This is a genomic window from Sphingobium sp. MP9-4, from assembly GCF_005281675.1.
Lineage (GTDB): Bacteria > Pseudomonadota > Alphaproteobacteria > Sphingomonadales > Sphingomonadaceae > Sphingobium > Sphingobium yanoikuyae.
In genome coordinates, this window is record NZ_LUFI01000035.1 from 50071 (window position 1) to 67082 (window position 17012).

General features: G+C 66.4%; 21 protein-coding genes and 1 pseudogene. 6 read left to right on the forward strand and 16 right to left on the reverse strand.

The annotated features are described in order from the left end of the window. Positions 1-7: 7 nt before the first annotated feature. From A0U87_RS11785 to A0U87_RS11825, 9 genes are all read right to left on the reverse strand, one after another. On the reverse strand, positions 8-139 hold the full coding sequence (locus A0U87_RS11785; RefSeq protein WP_082718721.1) for a DUF2474 domain-containing protein: 132 nt from the start codon (positions 137-139) through the stop codon (positions 8-10). Further along, positions 120-1118, reverse strand: a complete 999-nt coding sequence (gene cydB / locus A0U87_RS11790) for a cytochrome d ubiquinol oxidase subunit II (RefSeq protein WP_061938028.1) — start codon at positions 1116-1118, stop codon at positions 120-122. Before cydB ends, A0U87_RS11785 begins: the two co-directional genes overlap by 20 nt. Next, positions 1115-2521, reverse strand: a complete 1407-nt coding sequence (locus tag A0U87_RS11795) for a cytochrome ubiquinol oxidase subunit I (protein WP_061938031.1) — start codon at positions 2519-2521, stop codon at positions 1115-1117. Before A0U87_RS11795 ends, cydB begins: the two co-directional genes overlap by 4 nt. A gap of 83 nt (positions 2522-2604) precedes the next feature. After that, positions 2605-3234: a peroxiredoxin gene (locus tag A0U87_RS11800; protein ID WP_061938033.1), complete on the reverse strand. Its 630-nt coding sequence runs from the start codon at positions 3232-3234 to the stop codon at positions 2605-2607. 13 nt (positions 3235-3247) lie between these two features. Beyond that, positions 3248-4036: a sulfite exporter TauE/SafE family protein gene (locus tag A0U87_RS11805; RefSeq protein WP_061938036.1), complete on the reverse strand. Its 789-nt coding sequence runs from the start codon at positions 4034-4036 to the stop codon at positions 3248-3250. Further along, positions 4033-5610, reverse strand: a complete 1578-nt coding sequence (locus A0U87_RS11810; RefSeq protein ID WP_061938039.1) for a bifunctional protein tyrosine phosphatase family protein/NAD(P)/FAD-dependent oxidoreductase — start codon at positions 5608-5610, stop codon at positions 4033-4035. Before A0U87_RS11810 ends, A0U87_RS11805 begins: the two co-directional genes overlap by 4 nt. A gap of 17 nt (positions 5611-5627) precedes the next feature. Beyond that, a complete protein-coding gene (locus A0U87_RS11815; RefSeq protein WP_170978391.1) occupies positions 5628-6044 on the reverse strand; it encodes a DUF6691 family protein in 417 nt (138 codons plus the stop codon). Further along, positions 6044-6481: a YeeE/YedE thiosulfate transporter family protein gene (locus tag A0U87_RS11820; RefSeq protein WP_061938045.1), complete on the reverse strand. Its 438-nt coding sequence runs from the start codon at positions 6479-6481 to the stop codon at positions 6044-6046. Before A0U87_RS11820 ends, A0U87_RS11815 begins: the two co-directional genes overlap by 1 nt. Then, positions 6481-7395, reverse strand: a complete 915-nt coding sequence (locus tag A0U87_RS11825; protein WP_061938048.1) for an MBL fold metallo-hydrolase — start codon at positions 7393-7395, stop codon at positions 6481-6483. The genes A0U87_RS11820 and A0U87_RS11825 overlap by 1 nt, the downstream gene beginning before the upstream one ends. Positions 7396-7483: 88 nt before the next feature. On the opposite strand from A0U87_RS11825, the gene A0U87_RS11830 reads away from it, so the two are divergent. Together A0U87_RS11830 and A0U87_RS11835 are read left to right on the forward strand one after the other, a co-directional pair. Continuing rightward, positions 7484-8101, forward strand: a complete 618-nt coding sequence (locus tag A0U87_RS11830; protein ID WP_076605708.1) for a peroxiredoxin — start codon at positions 7484-7486, stop codon at positions 8099-8101. After that, on the forward strand, positions 8098-8487 hold the full coding sequence (locus tag A0U87_RS11835) for a metalloregulator ArsR/SmtB family transcription factor (RefSeq protein ID WP_061938088.1): 390 nt from the start codon (positions 8098-8100) through the stop codon (positions 8485-8487). The genes A0U87_RS11830 and A0U87_RS11835 overlap by 4 nt, the downstream gene beginning before the upstream one ends. Before the next feature lie 32 nt (positions 8488-8519). On the opposite strand, the gene A0U87_RS11840 is transcribed toward A0U87_RS11835, so the two are convergent. Next, a complete protein-coding gene (locus A0U87_RS11840; protein ID WP_061938054.1) occupies positions 8520-9842 on the reverse strand; it encodes an ATP-binding protein in 1323 nt (440 codons plus the stop codon). Beyond that, on the reverse strand, positions 9839-10498 hold the full coding sequence (locus A0U87_RS11845) for a response regulator (RefSeq protein ID WP_061938057.1): 660 nt from the start codon (positions 10496-10498) through the stop codon (positions 9839-9841). The genes A0U87_RS11840 and A0U87_RS11845 overlap by 4 nt, the downstream gene beginning before the upstream one ends. Before the next feature lie 117 nt (positions 10499-10615). Here A0U87_RS11845 and A0U87_RS11850 point away from each other — a divergent pair, with 117 nt between their 5' ends. The 4 genes from A0U87_RS11850 (at position 10616) to A0U87_RS11865 (ending at position 13453) form a co-directional block, all read left to right on the forward strand. Continuing rightward, entirely contained in the window at positions 10616-11392 is a 777-nt protein-coding gene (locus A0U87_RS11850; protein ID WP_170978392.1) for a TlpA family protein disulfide reductase, read from the forward strand. Then, positions 11389-12084 carry a DsbA family protein gene (locus A0U87_RS11855; protein ID WP_061938063.1) on the forward strand — a complete coding sequence of 232 codons (696 nt, stop codon included), beginning with the start codon at positions 11389-11391 and terminating at the stop codon, positions 12082-12084. The genes A0U87_RS11850 and A0U87_RS11855 overlap by 4 nt, the downstream gene beginning before the upstream one ends. Positions 12085-12187: 103 nt before the next feature. After that, positions 12188-13105: a LysR family transcriptional regulator gene (locus tag A0U87_RS11860; RefSeq protein ID WP_276609696.1), complete on the forward strand. Its 918-nt coding sequence runs from the start codon at positions 12188-12190 to the stop codon at positions 13103-13105. 39 nt (positions 13106-13144) lie between these two features. Then, positions 13145-13453 carry a hypothetical protein gene (locus A0U87_RS11865; RefSeq protein WP_076605704.1) on the forward strand — a complete coding sequence of 103 codons (309 nt, stop codon included), beginning with the start codon at positions 13145-13147 and terminating at the stop codon, positions 13451-13453. Between the two features lie 15 nt (positions 13454-13468). Here A0U87_RS11865 and A0U87_RS11870 read toward each other — a convergent pair whose 3' ends face one another. The 5 genes and pseudogenes from A0U87_RS11870 to A0U87_RS11890 all read right to left on the reverse strand — a co-directional run. Further along, a complete protein-coding gene (locus tag A0U87_RS11870) occupies positions 13469-13693 on the reverse strand; it encodes a DUF2274 domain-containing protein (RefSeq protein ID WP_061938065.1) in 225 nt (74 codons plus the stop codon). Then, a complete protein-coding gene (locus A0U87_RS11875; RefSeq protein ID WP_061938068.1) occupies positions 13690-14910 on the reverse strand; it encodes a TrbI/VirB10 family protein in 1221 nt (406 codons plus the stop codon). Before A0U87_RS11875 ends, A0U87_RS11870 begins: the two co-directional genes overlap by 4 nt. Continuing rightward, complete coding sequence (gene trbG / locus A0U87_RS11880; RefSeq protein ID WP_061938071.1) at positions 14907-15923, reverse strand: P-type conjugative transfer protein TrbG; 1017 nt, start codon at positions 15921-15923, stop codon at positions 14907-14909. Before trbG ends, A0U87_RS11875 begins: the two co-directional genes overlap by 4 nt. Continuing rightward, positions 15920-16603 carry a conjugal transfer protein TrbF gene (trbF, locus tag A0U87_RS11885; RefSeq protein WP_061938074.1) on the reverse strand — a complete coding sequence of 228 codons (684 nt, stop codon included), beginning with the start codon at positions 16601-16603 and terminating at the stop codon, positions 15920-15922. The genes trbG and trbF overlap by 4 nt, the downstream gene beginning before the upstream one ends. Positions 16604-16606: 3 nt before the next feature. Beyond that, positions 16607-17012: pseudogene (locus A0U87_RS11890) on the reverse strand (P-type conjugative transfer protein TrbL); the annotation flags it as partial.

The following is a 17012-nucleotide window of genomic DNA, read 5'->3' on the forward strand; positions in this document are numbered from 1 at the left end:
CTTGCGCTTACTGTTTGAGCACCAGGCGGATGCCATAGGCGACACCCGCGAGGATCACGACGCTCGCGAGCCAGATCGCCGCGAACCAGAGCAGCCGCCGCCAGAGCGGGCTTTGCGGTTCAGTGGTATCCAGTCTCATCGACTTTCCCTCGGAAGACCCAATAGGCCCAGACCGTGTAGGCGAGAATGACCGGCACCAGCACGGCCGCGCCGATCAGCATGAACACCTGGCTGCGCTCGGGCGCTGCCGCCTCCCAGATCGAGACTCGCCCCGGGATCACGTCCGGCCAGATCGAAATGGCGAGGCCGATCATCGAGAGGCCGAACAGCGCCAGCGTCAGGAAGAACGGCGTCCAGTCCCGCCCCTTGAGGATCGCGCGCCACGCGAGGAAGCCGGTGACGGCGACCAGCAGCGGCATCTGCGCGCTGGCGAGCACGCCGGGCCATTCGAACCAGCGGCGGTAATATTGACCTTCGAGAAACGGCGTCCACGCGCTCACCACCGCGATCGCGACGAGCAGCGCGGGCAGCAGCGGCTTCGCGATGCGGCGGGCCTGATCGTGCAGCGGTCCTTCGGTTTTCCAGATCAGCCAGCAGGCGCCCAGCAAGGCGTAGCCGATCAGCAGGCTGACGCCCGTCGCGATCGAGAATGGCGACAGCCATTCCCACCATCCGCCGGCATAGGCGCGGCCCTCGACCGTGATGCCCTGCAGCAGCGCGCCGAGCGTGATGCCCTGCGCCAGCGTCGCGACGATCGAGCCGGCACTGAACGAGAAATCCCAGAAGCGCCGGTGCGCCGGATCGCGCCAGCGGAACTCGAAGGCCACCCCCCGGAACACGAGACCGAGCAACATGGCGATCAGCGGCGCATAGAGCGCCGGCAGGACGATCGCATAGGCGAGCGGGAACGCCGCGAGCAGGCCGCCGCCGCCCATCACCAGCCAGGTTTCGTTGCCGTCCCAGACGGGCGCGATGCTGTTCATCGCCATGTCTCGGTCGCGGCCGACCGCGAAGCGCGGGAACAGGATGCCGATCCCGAGATCGAACCCGTCCATCACCACATAGGCAGCGACGGCGAAGGCAATGATGCCGGCCCAGACGATGGTGAGATTGATCATGGCTGGCCTCCCTCGATCGCCGGGGCCGGCGTGATGCCGGCGGTGCGCACCGGGCCATGGATAGGCACGGGATCCTCGTGCGGCTCCGGCGGCTTGGCCATGAGCTTGAGGATATACATCGTGCCGGCGCCGAAGACCGCGAAATACACGGTGATGAAGGCGAGCAGGGACGCGGCGACCGCCGGCGCGTCGAGCGGCGCGACCGACTGCGCCGTGCGCAGCAGGCCATAGACGGTCCAGGGCTGGCGGCCGACTTCGGTCGTCACCCATCCCGCGATCACCGCGACGAAGCCCGATGGCCCCATCACGATCGCCGCACGGTGCAACCAGGGCCAGTCGTAAAGCCGCTTTCGCGCACGCGCGAGCAGGCTCCAGAGCCCGAGTCCGAGCATGGCGAAGCCGATCCCGACCATGATCCGGAAGGCCCAGAACACCGTCCCGACCGGCGGTTGCCGATCATCGGGCACGGTATCGAGACCGGCCAGCGGCGCGTTCGGATCGTGCTTGAGGATGAGCGATGACGCCTTGGGTATCTCGACCGCGAAATCGACCCGTTTTTCCGTGCTGTTGGGGATGCCGAACAGGATCAGCGGGGCGCCAGCGGGATGGCTTTGATAGTGCCCTTCCATCGCCATGACCTTGGCGGGCTGATGCTCCAGCGTGTTGAGCCCGTGCATGTCGCCCGCGAAAATCTGGACCGGCGCGACCAGCGCGGCCATCCACATCGCCATCGAGAACATGGTGCGCGCGCCAGGATTGGTGCGATCCTTGAGCAGGTGCCAGGCGCCCACCGCACCGACCACGAACGCGGTCGTGAGATAGGCGGCGATGACGGTGTGGACGAGGCGATAGGGGAAGCTGGGATTGAAGATGATCGCGGCCCAGCTCGGGCCGGGCAGGAACTGGCCGTTCGCGCCGATCTCGTAGCCGGTCGGCGTCTGCATCCAGCTATTGGCCGACAAAATCCAGAATGCGGAGATGAAGGTTCCGAGCGCCACGAGGCAGGTCGCCGTGAAATGCAATTTCGGGCCGACCTTGTTGATGCCGAACAGCATGACGCCGAGGAACCCGGCCTCGAGGAAAAAGGCGGTCAGCACCTCATAGGCCATCAGCGGGCCGATCACCGGCCCGGCCTTGTCGCTGAACACTGACCAGTTGGTGCCGAACTGGTAGGACATGACGATGCCGGAGACGACGCCCATCGCAAAGGCTACCGCGAAGATCTTCAGCCAGTAGCGGTAGAGGTTGGCATAGACGCCGCTTCCGGTCTTCAGCCACAGCGCTTCGAGCACCATCAGATAGCTCGCCAGCCCGATCGAGAAGGCCGGGAAGATGAAGTGGAAGCTCACCGTGAAGGCGAACTGCGCGCGCGCAAGAAAGAGAGCATCGAACGATTCGAACATGGCCTGTCCTCAACGGCGTCGGCTTGGCGCGCCCATGCATGTGGTGGCGGGGAAGCGACCCAGGGCCGCTCCTCCGCGGCGATTCAGTCGACCATCGTCGTGCGCAGGTAGGATCGATGCTCGGTCCAGCCTTGCGGAAACAGGCGGCGGGCGTCCTCGTCGCCGATCGACGGCGGGATGATGACCTCCTTGCCCGGCATCCAGTCCGCCGGCGTGGCGATCCGGCTCCGGTCGCCGAGCTGCAGCGCATCGATGACCCGCAGGATTTCATCGAAGTTGCGCCCGACGCTCATCGGATAGGTCATCGAGAGCCGGATTTTCTTCATCGGATCGATGATGAACACCGAGCGCACCGCCGCCGTCTCGCTCTGCTCGGGATGGATCATGTCATACATGCGGGCGATGGCGAGATCGGCGTCGGCCACGATCGGGAAGCGCAGATCGGTATGCTGGGTCTCGTTGACGTCCGCGATCCACTTGCGATGTTCGTCGGCGGTGTCGGTGGACAGGCCCAGGGGCTTGGTGCCACGCTGCGCGAACTGCTCGGCGAGCTGCGCGGTGCGGCCCATCTCGGTCGTGCAGACCGGCGTGAAGTCGGCGGGATGGCTGAAGAAGAACACCCAGCTATCCCCGGCCCACTCGTGGAAGCTGATCGGCCCGAGCTGGGTATCGACGGTGAAGTCAGGCGCGGTGTCGCCGATGTGCAAAGTCATGGTCTTGTCCCTTTCATGCAAATAGCGCGGCGCCGCTCTTCCACAGCATGTAGAAGGCGACTGCGAAGATCAGCGACGCGAAGACGATGGTGAGCCGGCCAGTGCTGGCGCCGAGGCGGCGCGCGAGCCGGGTGCCGGCGAAGCTGCCCGCCGCGCCGCCCACGATGAACAGCAGGGCGAGCGGCCAGTCGATCAGGCCGGAGAAAGCGTAGTTGGCCGCCGTCGTCAGCCCGAAGGCCGTGACCGCGACCAGCGAGGTGCCGACCGCGAGCAGGATCGGCATGCCGGTCGAAGCCACCAACCCCGGCACGATCAGGAAGCCCCCGCCGATGCCGAAGAAGCCCGAGAACAGGCCGGAGCCCAGACCATAGCCCGCGACCTTGGGGGCTTTCTCGCGCGTGCATTCGGCGCGGGGGTCGCCAGGGTCGCCGCGGCGCTTGAGCATCAGCGCGCCGACCACCAGCATAACCAGCGCGAACAGGAACAGCAGCTTGTCGCCGTCGACCATCTTGCCGAAGGTCGAGCCGAGCGCCGCGCCGACGATGCCGCTCGCCGCGAAGATGCCGCCGCAGCGCCATTTGACGTTATGCGCCGATGCGTGATTGGCGAGGCCCGTGGCGGCGTTCGCCGCGACCGCGAGCGCGCTGGTGCCGATCGCGACATGTGCGCTCGGCACGCCGACCACATAGACCATCAGCGGGACCGCGAGGATCGAGCCGCCGCCGCCGACAAGGCCCAGGCTGAACCCGACCAGACCGCCCGACGCGAGGCCGAGCACATATTGAACGGGTTCTAGCGTCATTGCGGCTGATCGACGCGCGCCGGCCTGGCGAGCCATTCGCGCCCCTTGAGCATGCCGTGCCAGTAGATCGGCGGCAGTATGCGATCCTTCAGGAACCAGGCCCGCCGTGTCGGCCGACGCCCGTCGAGCAGCCAGGACGGGAAGCTCGGCAGCAGCTTGCCGCCATAGCCGAACTCGGCGAGCACGATCTTTCCGCGCTCGACCGTCAGCGGGCAGGAACCATAGCCGTCATAGGCCGCTTGAGGGGCCTTGCCGTCCAGCATCGCCAGCAGATTGATCGCAACGACGGGCGCCTGTTTGCGCGCCGCCGCCGCCGTCTTGGCATTGCTCGTCGTGGCGACATCGCCGAGTGCAAAGACATTGGGCCATCGGCGATGCTGTAGCGTGGCCGGGAAGACCTCGACGAAGCCGGTCTCGTCGGCGAGCGGGCTTGTCGCCACGAAGTCGGGCGCGACCTGGGGCGGCACCGCATGGAGCATGTTGAAGGAGCGCGCAAAGGTCTCGGACCGCTGCCCGAGCATGCGCCGGAACACCGCTCGCCGCCCCGGGCCGTCTACCTCGATAAGGGTGGAGCCGAGCTGCAGCCCGATCATATAGCGCTCGATGTAGCGCATGAGCGCGGGCACATATTCAGGGACGCCGAACAGGACCGAGCCGGCGGTGTGGAACTCGACGTCGATCTCCCGCAGCCGCCCGTCCCGTTCCCAGGCATGACAGGAGAGATACATCGCCTTTTGCGGCGCACCGGCGCATTTGATCGGCATGGGCGGCTGCGTGAACAGCGCTTTCCCCTTCGCCAGCGTGCGGACCAGATCGCGCGTGTAGGGCGCAAGATCATAGCGGTAGTTGGACGTGACGCCGTTCTCGCCCAGCGCCTGACGCAGGCCGGGGATGGCGTCCCAATCGAGCTTGATTCCTGCCGCGACGACGAGCGCGCGATAGCCAACCCGCGCGCCCTCGGCCAGTTCGACCTGATTGTCGTCGGGATGAAAGGCCGCAGCGCGCTGGTGCAACCAGTGCGCCGCAGGTGGCATGACATCGGCCATCGGCCGGAATGTCGCCTCCGGTTTGAAGACACCCGCGCCGACCAGCGTCCAGCCCGGCTGATAATAGTGGATTTCGGCAGGCTCGACGACGGCGATCGACAGGTCCGGCTGCCGCTTGAGAAGACTGGCGGCACAAGCGATACCCGCACTGCCGCCGCCAACGATCACCACGTCATAGTCCAGGGCAGGCCCGCCCGCCTTCATCGCAGCCGCGTACATCGCCTGCGAACGCGCGCCGGTGCGACAAAAGGCGAGAATCGGGCCGGGTAGCCTTTCGATCGCCTCGCGCATCGCCTGTGCGTCAGGCGGCGCGATATCGCGTGTCGTGACCGGCAGATGGGCAAAGCTGAGCCCGGCCGCCTCCGCCGCCTCTGCGACGGCCTTGGCGCTGGGTTGTCCGGCATCCTCGCCGTCGGGCCGGTTCGAGATGATCGCGCGAAAGCCGAGCGCGGCGATCGCGGCCATGTCCTCGGGGCCTACCTGCCCGGTCGTCGAGAAATCTCCGGTGACGGACGTGATCTTGTCCATGGCAAGTGCCTTTCGGGCTATCGGTTACGGCTCGCCCACAGCCTATGAAGAACCATCCCCGCCGCCATGGCCGCGATGAACGGAACTGTGGAAAGCGGCGCGAGGCCGAGGTTTGCGATTGCCGGGCCGGGACAGATGCCGCTCAGCCCCCATCCGACGCCGAACAGCAGCGCGCCGATCGCCAGCGGAGCATCGAGCTTGGCGGTTGCCGGAACGCGGAAGGGCTCGCCGGACAGCGCGTGCGGTGCCCGCCTCTGCACGCGCCACGCGACCGCCATCGGCAGGATCGCGCCCGCCATCACGAAGGCGAGTGTCGGATCCCAGCGGCCGAAGAGATCGAGAAAGCCCGTCACGCGCGAGGGATCGGCCATGCCGGACACAGCGAGGCCGGCGCCGAACAGGATACCACCGGCAAGAGCGATGACGACGCGCATCAGAGCAGCCCTGCCAAGCGCATCAGCCCGACGGTGGCAAAACCCGCCGCCATGAACAGCCCGGTTGCGACGAGCGAGCGCGGCGATAGCCGCGACAGGCCGCAGACCCCGTGCCCGCTGGTGCAGCCGCTGCCGAGCCGCGTGCCGAAACCTACGAGCAAGCCGCCCACAACCAGCAAGGCGAGCGAGTCCGGGAACACGATACGCACCGGCCCGGCCAGCATCACCAGTGCCGCGCCAAGCGGCAAGCCGGCCACGAAGGCGAGCGCCAGCTTGCGGTCCGCATCCGGCCCGCTCAGCCCCAAGGATGTCGCCGCGAGACCGCTGACCCCGGCGATCCGGCCGAGGCCGAGCAGCATGATCGCACCAGCGACGCCGATCATCAGTCCGCCGACAAAACCCGCGACCGGCATCGCATCGCCGAGCAGCGCGTCCATCACAGCGCGTCCAGCGGGATTTTCAGATAGCGCGTGCCGTTCTCGTCGGGTTTGGGCAGCTCGCCCCCGGCCATGTTGACCTGGATCGAGGGGAGAATGAGCTTGGGCATGCCGAGCTTCGCGTCGCGCGCCTCGCGCATCTCAACGAAGTCCTGTTCCTCCACGCCGTCATGGACATGGACGTTGGATGCGCGCTCTTCGGCGACCGTCGTTTCCCACCGGAAGTCGTCGCGCCCCGGTGCCTTGTAGTCGTGGCAGAGGAACACGCGCGTCTCGGGCGGCAAGGTCAGCAGCCGGCGGATCGAACGGAACAGCGTGCGGGCATCGCCGCCGGGAAAATCGGCGCGAGCGGTTCCGTAGTCGGGCATGAACAGCGTGTCGCCGACGAATGCCGCATCGCCGATCACATAGGCAAGATCAGCGGGCGTGTGACCGGGCACATGCAGGACCGTCACCTTGAGCTTGCCGATGGCAAACTCATCCCCGTCCTCGAACAGGCGATCGAATTGCGAGCCGTCCCGCGCAAAATCGCTGCCGGCGTTGAACACCTTGCCGAAGATGTCCTGCACCGCGAGGATCGCCTTGCCGATCGCGAGCTTTCCGCCCAGCTCGCGTTGGAGATACGGCGCGGCCGACAGGTGATCGGCATGGGCGTGCGTTTCGAGCAGCCATTCCACCGTCAGCCCCTGCTCGCGCACATAAGCGATGATGGCGTCGGCCGATGCCGTCGCGGTGCGGCCCGCAGCGGCGTCGTAGTCCAGCACGCTGTCGATGATCGCGGCGGCGCGCGTCTCCAGATCGTGCACCACATAGCTCGCCGTGTTGGTCGGCTCGTCGAAGAAAGATTTGACCTGCGGGATGCCTTCCAGCGCGGCGCGGACCTGCACGCCGGTGCGATCGAGGATCGGATCCATGGTTACGGCCTTTCGCAATCACTGTTAGACATATTTGTAAGTGTGTATGTATGTTGCGTCAATCTGTAAGTGATGGGACATGGCCGTGATGACCGCTGAGATTCCTGCTCCCACATCGCGCCCGCTCCGGATGGGCGACCCCGCGCCCGACTTCGAAGCACGCACCACCAAAGGCCCCACGCGCCTGTCCGATTATCGCGGCCGCTGGTTGGTATTCTTCTCGCATCCCGCGGACTTCACGCCGGTCTGCACGACCGAGTTCGTGGCGCTGGCGAAGGCGCAGCAACAGTTTGAACAGATGGACTGTGCGCTGCTCGCCCTCTCCGTCGACAGCCTTTATTCGCACCTCGCCTGGACGAAGGCGATCCATGAGCTGTTCGACGTCGAGATCGGTTTTCCGATCGTCGAGGATCCATCGATGGCGATCGGGCGGGCTTATGGGATGCTCGACGATGCCGCGCACGACAGCTCGGCCGTGCGCGCGACCTATTTCATCGATCCCGATGGCGTAATCCAGGCGATCACCCATTACCCGATGACTGTCGGCCGCTCGGTCGACGAGATGGTCCGCATGGTGGCCGCGCTCCAGATCGTGCGCGACGGCGATCAACTCGCGCCGGAAGGTTGGCGGCAAGGCCAACCGACTTTGCGCCCCGCGTCGAATAGCCCCGACGGCGCCGACTGGTTTTGCCGGGCATCGTCGTGACCGAGCTTTGGCAGAGCCGCGAGCGGGCGGACATCGCCGCCGAGAAGCTGAAGGCGTTCGCCCAGCCACAGCGGCTCATGGTGCTCTCGCTCTTGCTCTCGCAGGGCGAACAGCCCGTGTCGGCGATCGACGAGGCGACGGGGATCGGCCAACCGGCGCTCAGCCAGCAGCTTGCCGAGCTGCGCAAAGCTGAACTGGTGACAACCCGCCGGCAGGCGAAGCAGGTCTATTACAGCCTCGCCGATGCCGCGACCGAGCTATGCGTTCGCAGCATCGAGGCGGTGTTCGGCTCGGGCGATCCCCGGTTGGCGCCGTCCGGAACGCCAGCTCGCAACGTGAGTGCTTCCGGCGCAGCGGCCTTCGCGCGCATCCTCGACGGCAGCTAAGACCGCATCACGGTCATAGGCCCCGCCACGCCCTACGATCGTGGTCCGAAGCGGATCGCAGCGAGGAGCCCGCCCCCTTCCGCGTTACGCAGTTGCAATGTCGCGCCGGACGCATGGGCTGCGGCCTCGACAATCGAAAGTCCGAGCCCGCTGCCGGCTCCGTGACCGCCCGCGCCGCGTTCGAAACGACGAAGCAAGCGCTCGCGGTCCTCGGCCGCGATCCCCAGGCCCCGGTCGATCACCCGGATTTCGGTATGCCTTTCGTCTTCTTCGCATTCGAGACGCACCTCGCCGCCTTCGGAGGCGTAGAGGATGGCATTCTCCACGAGATTGCCGATCGCCAGACGCAGCGCGTCCGCCGTCATGGGGACGGCGATGAAAGAGCAACCATGGCCTGTCACCATCTTCATGCCCGCTGCCTCAGCCGCGCCCCGATAATCGTCCAGAACCTCCGCCAAGGCGTCATCGACAAGCGTAGTCGCGGGACAATGATCCTCGACCCGGCTTTCCTCGCGCGCCAGGTTGAGGAGCTGGCGGACCAGCCTGCTGGTGCGATCGACCGAGCGGGTAATCTGCTCCAGGGCATGATCGCGCATGCCGGCGTCGCGCGCGCGCCGGGCGACTTCGGCCTGGGTCTTGAGGCCCGCCAGCGGGGTCTGCAGTTCATGCGCGGCATTCGCCACGAAATCGCGCTCGGCGCGCCGCGCAGCGTCGAGGCGGCGGAGCAGCCCGTTCATCTCCTGCACGACCGGGCGCATCTCCACGGGTGAAGCGCCTTCATCGAAGGGCGCCAGCGCGCTCGGCGATCGCGATGCGATCCCGCGTGCCAACGTATCGAGCGGTCGCAGGCCGCGCCGGACTCCCAGCCACAGCAGCACACCGAGTGCCACCAGACCGGCGAGCGCCGGCGCCAACAGACCGATCATCATGTCGGTGACGAGCCGGCGGCGAACGCTCAGATTGTCGCCGACCATCACGCGCAGCCCCTTGGCGGCATCGATATGCGTGTAAACGCGCCATTGCTGCCCGCCGATCTCGCGTTCCGCGAAGCCTGCGCCTCCGCCACCGAGGGGCGCATCGGGCGCGCCGGCCGAACGACCGACAAGGTGGCCGCTCAAGGACCAGATCTGACACGACAACTGCCGGGTATAGGCTGATGGCGTGACCTGGCGCGGCTCGTCGCGCAGCGGGATGTCGAGCGCGGCCACCATCCGCGCCGCCTCCACCAAACGGCCATCGAGCACCCGCTGGACTTCGGCCCGGGTAGAGAGCGCCGTCCACGTCGCCGCGCCCGACCAGACGAGCAGCGTGATGGCGGCGACGAGCGCGAACAGCCTGACCCGGAGCGAACTCATGACTGCGCGATCCGATAGCCTTCGCCGCGCACCGTCAGGATCATCTCCTTGCCGAGCTTGGCGCGTAGCTTGTGGATATGCACCTCGACCGCGTTGCTCTCCACTTCGTCGTTCCAGCCATAGATGCGGTCCTCGAGCTGGCCCCGAGAAATGACATGGCCGGGCCGGCTCGCGAGCGCGTGCAGGATCGCATATTCGCGCCGTGACACGCTGACCTCGTGGCCATCCAGCGCGACGATGCGCCGTGCCTCGTTGATATGAAGCCCGCCGAGCGAGATCACGCTTTCGGCGCGGCCATCGCAGCGACGCAGCAGCGCGCGCAGCCTGGCCGACAGCTCGCTAAGGTCGAAGGGCTTGCCGAGGTAATCGTCCGCCCCGCCATCGAGCCCGTCGATCCGATCGGACACCATATTGCGTGCGGTCAGGAGCAGGATCGGCGTCGAGACGCCGGCGCGGCGCCACTCCCCGAGCAGATCGAGGCCCGAGCCATCCGGCAGGCCGATGTCGAGGACTATAGCGGCATGGTCGGCACTGGCCGTTACGGCCCGGGCATCGGCGCAGTTGGACACCGCGTCGACCTCGAAGCCGTCGAGGCTCAGACCGGCTGACAGCCCGTCGCGCAGCACTTCGTCGTCTTCAACAATCAGTATCCGCATGGTCTCGCACCTCTACGCCGCTACCTTATCGCATCCTTAAGGTGGGTGCTAAGCCAGCCTTAAGGTTGAGGAAACACGACGCTCCACATGGACGGCGTGCTTCAACTTGGCCCCCTCATGATCGCGATCGACCGCATCGTCGTGGTCGCCTTGCTATGGGCGTTTCTGAGCGCAGGCGCGTTCATCGCCGCGCGCTCGCAGACCCGCGCCGGCCGTGCGGCCTGGTGGGCCGCCCTCACAGGCATCATCGCCGCGCGGGTCGGCTATGTGGCCGAGAACGCTGATGCCTTCGCTGTCGAGCCCTGGACGGTCCTGGCGCTCTGGCAAGGCGGCTTTTCGTTATGGCCGGGTGTGATCGCCGCGGCCGCGGTCATCATAGCGCTGCTCTGGCGCAGCCGGGCGATGTTTGCCCTGATCGCGGCGCTGGCGGTCCTGACAACCGTGCAGCTCACCACGTCGGCGCTGCTCGCGCCTGCCTCCCGCCCCATGCCGGGCAACGTCATCCTCGCCGAACTGGATGGTCGGCCCGTCGATCTGGCATCGCTGCGCGGGCGTCCATTCGTGCTCAATATGTGGGCGAGCTGGTGCCCTCCGTGTCGCCGCGAAATGCCGATGCTGATCGAAGTCGCCGCGCAGTCGGACGTGCCGATCCTGCTCGTCAACCAGGGCGAGGATGCGGCGCAGGTCCGCGCCTATCTGGAGCGCGAGCGGCTGTCCCCTGCCTCCGTCAGGCTCGATCTCGAAGGCACCCTCAGCCAAGCCACAGGGTCGCGGGCGATGCCGACCACCCTCTTTATCGACGCCGAGGGCCGCATCCAGCGCACCCATGCCGGCGAGATATCCCGCGCGGCCCTGCAGGCCGAGCTTCGCGATCTAGGAAGGAAAACGTCATGAAGAAGATGGTCGTCCTGGCCGCCGCTGTCGTCGTTCTGCTGGTAGCTGGCATATTCGCGTTGCGATCCATCGATGGCAGCGACGCCCGCGCTCAGTCCGTCGCAGAAGCCGGAGACACCCGGCCTAGCGCCGAGGGCGAGCGTATTCGCCGCCAGATCCAAAATGACCCCGTGGCGCCGACGGTGGCGCCGCAGGGGCATGACGTGACCATCGTGTTCTTCACCGACTACCAATGCCCCTTCTGCCGCAAGATGCACCCCGTTCTCGAAGCGCTGTTGCGCGAAGACCCAAAGGTGAAGCTGGTCTATCGAGACTGGCCGATCTTCGGCGCGGCCAGCGTCGAAGCGGCGCGCGCGGCGATCGCCTCGCAGTACCAGGGCAAGCACGCCGAGTTTAACCGAGCGCTGATGCAGAGCCAAGGCAAGCTGTCCTCTGAAAGCATCCGCGCCGCCGCCGACCGCGCGGGCATTGATCGAACTCGGCTCGCGGCGGATTTGAAGAAACATGGCACCGAGATCGATCAGGCGCTCGGCAGAACCAGCCAATATGCCGCGATGATGGGGCTGTCCGGCACGCCGGGCCTGTTGATCGGTCCCTACCTCGTGCCGGGCGCGGTCGAACTTTCGGGGCTTCGGCAAGCAGTCGGAATGGCGCGGGGAGCTGCGACAGAAGAAGTTCCGCAGCGACGCTAGGCGCATTTGCCGAGAGAAAGAGAATCTTCCACCGCCATACCGGTAATTATGCTCGTCGTGAAAGGTCCAGAAAACCCGGTTCATAAGGAGTGATCAACAAGCTGTGCCCTTCAATATACGACAGCTTAGATATGCCATCATGGCGGCCGATCACGGTAGCTTCTACCGCGCGGCGCGAGCGTTGGACGTCGATCAATCAACTTTGAGCCGCGCTATTGTTAGACTGGAGCGCTCGATCGGTATGCCAATCTTCGAGCGCTCACGCTCGGGGGTCAAAATGACCCTGGCCGGAAGCACATTCATTCGTGGCGCCAAGCCGATGGTGGACACTGCCGACAAGCTGGTGGCCATGATGCGTGCAGCGGGTCAAGGCCGTGCTGGCGGCCTGATGCTCGGACACAATAGCTCGGTCTCCGCTGGGCATTTGCGCGCAACGCTGATGAACTGGAGTGAAACACACCCGGAAGTGGATGTGGAATGCGTTGAAGCCGACCGAAGTGTCCTTCTGGCAGGACTGGACACCGGAGAAATCGATATCGCGATCCTGATGGGCACTGCAAGCCAAAACGGCTTTCGTTGCGAGGCGGTATGGAGTGAGCGAATGCTTGTCGCGCTGCCGGCGCTCCATCCGCTTGCAAACCAAGACGTTGTCCACTGGACTGATCTTAGAAGAGAGCGGTTCTTGTTACCGGCCGCTGATCCCGGCCCTGCCATCCGAGATATATTACTTGGGCGTTTGGCAGTTTCTGGCAGCAACCCGAACATCCGAATAGCTCGCTCGAGCCGAGAGACAGTGCTGAGCGTACTCGGTGCTAGCTCTGGGGTGAGTGTTGTTTGCGAGGGATCGACCGGTGTGCGCTATTCTGATGTGGTATATCGGACAATACACGGGGAACAAGGCCCGGCATTATCTACATTTTTCGCTTGCTGGCGCGAAGATAACAGAAATCCTGCTCTTTGCAGATTTCTTGCTTTCATCAAATCACGCCATGCACTCAACTTTGAACTTGTTAAAAAATAATTGGTAAAGCAGTGTAGAAAATAGTTGGAGCGAGGCACCATGTCGCAAGGCAAGACAATTATCATCGTGGTCGTCAGCTTAGTCATCGGTTTCACGGGCGGGTTTGTCCTACGACCAACGATTGCACCGATTCCTCAAGCGACTACCGCTTCAACCAGCCCTGCCGTGGCTACGGCATCGAACCAGGCGCGCGGGACGCAGTATTTTGTCGCTCATATAGACGAAGCTCGACAGGTGGCGGCCGGGTGTCGTGACGGCTCGGTGCGTGGCGGCGAATGCGCCACGGCTGAAGAAGCGATCATCAAGGTCGATGCTCAAGAACGCCGGCGACGCTTTTTTGGTAATTGACAGCGGCGAGGCGGATTAGCCTCTTGAGGTATGCCGCCGCCGGGAAAACCCTCGGTCGCTCGCCATAAACTTCGCGAGCATCGGCGAGACGAGCTTTTCGGGAGCGACGGCTTCCCCGCCGGTCTCGGCCGCAAGCGCGGCGGCATAGGCGGCAAGATCGCGGTGGACGGCGGCGGGCAGCTCGACAGTCAGCTTGACGGGTCGATCGTCAGCCAACGGCCCCAGCTTCAACTTGGTCATCGCGTTCCTCCGATGGGTTCGAGCACCAGGTCGCGGGTCAGAACCACGCGCAGCGGATACCCTGGCCGGATGGTGAGCGTCGGCTGCACGTTGAGCTGACGGCGCACGATCTGCTGGCCGGTTTGATTGATGGTGTCCTGCGATCCGCGGCGCAGCGCGCGGGTCAGGTCGTCCTCACTGTCCGCGCCCACCTCGGCTCCGACGCCGAGCAAGGTCGAGACGGCCGCTGCCTTGAGCAGATTGCCCCAATGCTGGTTCACGCGGTCCTGTAGCCCCGCGAACCCTGCGCCGTCCGCGCCGGGCTGGCGCTCGAGAACCATCGAGCGCCCGTCCGGCAATATCAGCCGATCCCACGCGAGCAGCACACGGGTCTGCCCGGCCGCGATCTCGCTGTCGTATTCGCCGATCAACCGCGCACCTTGCGGGATGAGCAGGATGCGCCCGGTGGGGCTGTCATATACGTTGGCGGTTACTTGGGCGGTGATTTGGCCGGGCAAGTCCGAACGGATACCGGTGATGAGCGCAGCCGGGATGATGCTGCCGGCCTGCACGATGTTGGGCGATGCTGGAGCGGTCAGCCGCTCGATGCTGACCGTGCGTTGGTTGGCGGCCTGCGCCATGAAGGCGCGCTTGCCGGCCTGATCCCCTTGCGCTGATTGCTGCGCGGGCTCCTGCCCGGACGGTCCTGGCAAGCCCGACGCCGAGGCAGGCTCCGCACCCGCACGCGCGCCGCCGCTGCCGAGGAAGACCGAGCTGGTACGGGCAGCGTCGCGCTCCTGAGCGGCGCGCTGCCGGGCCGCCTCCGCAGCCTGAGCGCGCGGATCGGGCGGGCCTGGCTGCGCGCCTATCGGCGGCGCGGTGACATCCTCGCCGCGCCGCTGTGCCGACACGATCGGACGGCCGAGGTCGCCGGGAAGCGGTGGGCCGAGCCGGGGCGCTTGAGCGTAGTCGCGTGGCCCGGACGTGATCGCCTCGGAGGTGGCGCGGCTATCGGTGTTGTAGAGTTCCTGCGCCGCCCTCTCGCCCGGTGGCCGCAGCGCATAGATCAGCGAACCGCCGATACCGAGTCCGGCGGCGACGCCGACGACGGCGAGCGCCTTACGGGATAGCCGCATGACGCGGGGCGTATCGCCGCGAAGCTGGAACGCGGTTGGATCAGGGCGAGCCGACTGCGGGGCGGGCCGCTCCTCTGCTGGCGAAGCCTGGCTGTCGGTCACGGCCGCGCCCTCCGTCCGTCATCGCGCACGATGCGGACGCGCTGTTCGCTGCGCCGGTCGCCCAGGCGCAGCTCGGCGGCGGCGAACAGGCGATCGACCACCATGTAGCGGCTTTGGACACGGTAGTTGACCAGCTCGGCGTCGCCGGCCGCGCCGGTCACGAACAGCGGCGGCATCTCGCCCTGCGAGATCCCGGCCGGAAACTCGATGAATACCTGTCGGCCATCGTCGAACGCGCGAACGGGCTTCCACGACGCGCGATCGCCTTCGATCCGGTAGCGGAAATTGAGCGCGGACACGTCCACGCCGCTCGCGATCGGCGCGGCGGCTGCGGCGGCGGCATTGCCGCCGCGCAGCGCGATGAGCTGGTCTTGCGGGTAGGTCCACGACACCGACGCCATATAGGTCGAGGCCGTCGCCCGCAGCTCCACATGGTAGGTGCGGCGGTCGGTGTTGATGATGAGGTTCGTAACGAGGTCGGGCCGTGTGGGCTTCACCAGGATATGCACACGCGCCGTAGGGCCGCTGCCGCTGATAGTGTCGCCGATGATCCAGCGCACGGTATCGCCCGCCGCGACCGGCCCCGGCCCCACAAGCTGCTCGCCTTCCTGCAAGGTTATGTCCGTCACTTGTCCGGGAGCGGCATAGACCTGATAGAGCGCGCCGTCCGTCCACGGATATTGCTGAATGGCGTTGAGGAAGCCGTCGCGCACGGGCTGGATGCGCGCGGCGTCGTTGGCAGCGCCGACACGGCGGCGGGGATCGGCAGGCTCCGGCGGTCGCGGGCTCTCCGTCACCGGTTTCAACTGGCCGGGCAGCGGCAACGGCTCAGGGATCGTCACGATCTCGACGGCGCGCGGTGGTTCTGCCGCTGGCGTCGCCACGATTGCCGGGGCCGGATCGTCAAAGGCGATCACGGGCGGCTTGGCCGACGTGGTGGCACAGCCGGCGAGTGCGGAAGCAGAAATTAACAGCGCGGCCGTGGCGGCGCGGCGGATGGGTATGCCGGTCATTGCGACAGCTCCTTCGACCAGTTGAGGGCGTTGACGAATACGCCGAGTGGATTCTTGCGCAGAGCGTCGGGTGTGCGCGGCGGCTGGACGACGATGGTGAGGATCGCCGACCAGCGTTCGGTGGCGGCAAGGCTGCCGTCCTGATAGCGGCGCTCGATCCAGGCGACCCGGAAGCTGTCGGGCGATGCCCGGATGACGCTCGACACTTCCACCGCGACCTGCACCCGCCCGACATTGGCGAACGGATCGTTGGCCCGCGCGTAATCGTTGAGTGCGAGCGCGCCGCGATCGGTGGTGAAATCGTAGGCCCTGAGCCAGTTCTGGCGGACGATGACCGGATCGGCCGGGATCGCGCGGACCTGCTCTATGAAGCGGGCGAGATGGAACGCGACCTGCGGGTCGGTGGGACGGTAGCCGGCGTCGGCCGGCGCGACCGCTTGGGCCTCGCCGAGCCGATCGACCTGCACGACCCAGGGGACGATATGGCCGCGCGTCGATTGCCAGACCAGACCGCCGGCCAGACCGCCCGAGAGGGCCAGCGTCCCGAAGAAGGCGAGCCGCCAGTTCTTCGCCTGCACGCGCGCCGAGCCGATGCGGTCGTCCCATGCCTGCGCTGCGCGCTGATAAGGGGTGGCCGGTTCGGGCGTCTGGCCGTAGCGGATGCTCGGTCGCTTGAACATGGATCAATCCTTCTGGCTGGTGTCGACGGACGCGCCGCTACCGCCGCCATCGCCGGAGCGCAGCGTGTGGGCGGCGATGGTCGCGCCGTGGGTCATGGTCTGGCGGTTCTTCATCGCGGACGCCCAGGCGGGCGCGCCGGTCGGTGCGTCCGGCGACGGCATGGAGCTGCCGCCCGAAATGGTCCCGCCGGTGGCAGTAACGGCGGCACGTCCGCCGGAACGGTAGCTGTCCTTGAGCGAAGCTGCTGCCTTGCGCAGCGGCGACATGGCTGCGCCGACGGCGGCTTGGCCGACGCCGCCTGCGCCTCCAGCGACTGCGGCCGCGCCGGACTTGCCGGCCGAACCGAGCGCATAGGCGCTGTTGGCGGCGCCTGAGGTGAAGGCAGCGCCTCGCGCAGCCCCGCCGACC

Excerpts from the sequence above, each read along its gene's own strand:
- A0U87_RS11785 (WP_082718721.1), bottom strand. The coding sequence starts at position 139 with ATGAGACTGGATACCACTGAACCGCAAAGCCCGCTCTGGCGGCGGCTG.
- cydB (WP_061938028.1), bottom strand. The coding sequence starts at position 1,118 with ATGATCAATCTCACCATCGTCTGGGCCGGCATCATTGCCTTCGCCGTC.
- A0U87_RS11795 (WP_061938031.1), bottom strand. The coding sequence starts at position 2,521 with ATGTTCGAATCGTTCGATGCTCTCTTTCTTGCGCGCGCGCAGTTCGCC.
- A0U87_RS11800 (WP_061938033.1), bottom strand. The coding sequence starts at position 3,234 with ATGACTTTGCACATCGGCGACACCGCGCCTGACTTCACCGTCGATACC.
- A0U87_RS11805 (WP_061938036.1), bottom strand. The coding sequence starts at position 4,036 with ATGACGCTAGAACCCGTTCAATATGTGCTCGGCCTCGCGTCGGGCGGT.
- A0U87_RS11810 (WP_061938039.1), bottom strand. The coding sequence starts at position 5,610 with ATGGACAAGATCACGTCCGTCACCGGAGATTTCTCGACGACCGGGCAG.
- A0U87_RS11815 (WP_170978391.1), bottom strand. The coding sequence starts at position 6,044 with ATGCGCGTCGTCATCGCTCTTGCCGGTGGTATCCTGTTCGGCGCCGGC.
- A0U87_RS11820 (WP_061938045.1), bottom strand. The coding sequence starts at position 6,481 with ATGGACGCGCTGCTCGGCGATGCGATGCCGGTCGCGGGTTTTGTCGGC.
- A0U87_RS11825 (WP_061938048.1), bottom strand. The coding sequence starts at position 7,395 with ATGGATCCGATCCTCGATCGCACCGGCGTGCAGGTCCGCGCCGCGCTG.
- A0U87_RS11830 (WP_076605708.1), top strand. The coding sequence starts at position 7,484 with ATGACCGCTGAGATTCCTGCTCCCACATCGCGCCCGCTCCGGATGGGC.
- A0U87_RS11840 (WP_061938054.1), bottom strand. The coding sequence starts at position 9,842 with ATGAGTTCGCTCCGGGTCAGGCTGTTCGCGCTCGTCGCCGCCATCACG.
- A0U87_RS11845 (WP_061938057.1), bottom strand. The coding sequence starts at position 10,498 with ATGCGGATACTGATTGTTGAAGACGACGAAGTGCTGCGCGACGGGCTG.
- A0U87_RS11850 (WP_170978392.1), top strand. The coding sequence starts at position 10,616 with ATGATCGCGATCGACCGCATCGTCGTGGTCGCCTTGCTATGGGCGTTT.
- A0U87_RS11855 (WP_061938063.1), top strand. The coding sequence starts at position 11,389 with ATGAAGAAGATGGTCGTCCTGGCCGCCGCTGTCGTCGTTCTGCTGGTA.
- A0U87_RS11865 (WP_076605704.1), top strand. The coding sequence starts at position 13,145 with ATGTCGCAAGGCAAGACAATTATCATCGTGGTCGTCAGCTTAGTCATC.
- A0U87_RS11870 (WP_061938065.1), bottom strand. The coding sequence starts at position 13,693 with ATGACCAAGTTGAAGCTGGGGCCGTTGGCTGACGATCGACCCGTCAAG.
- trbG (WP_061938071.1), bottom strand. The coding sequence starts at position 15,923 with ATGACCGGCATACCCATCCGCCGCGCCGCCACGGCCGCGCTGTTAATT.
- trbF (WP_061938074.1), bottom strand. The coding sequence starts at position 16,603 with ATGTTCAAGCGACCGAGCATCCGCTACGGCCAGACGCCCGAACCGGCC.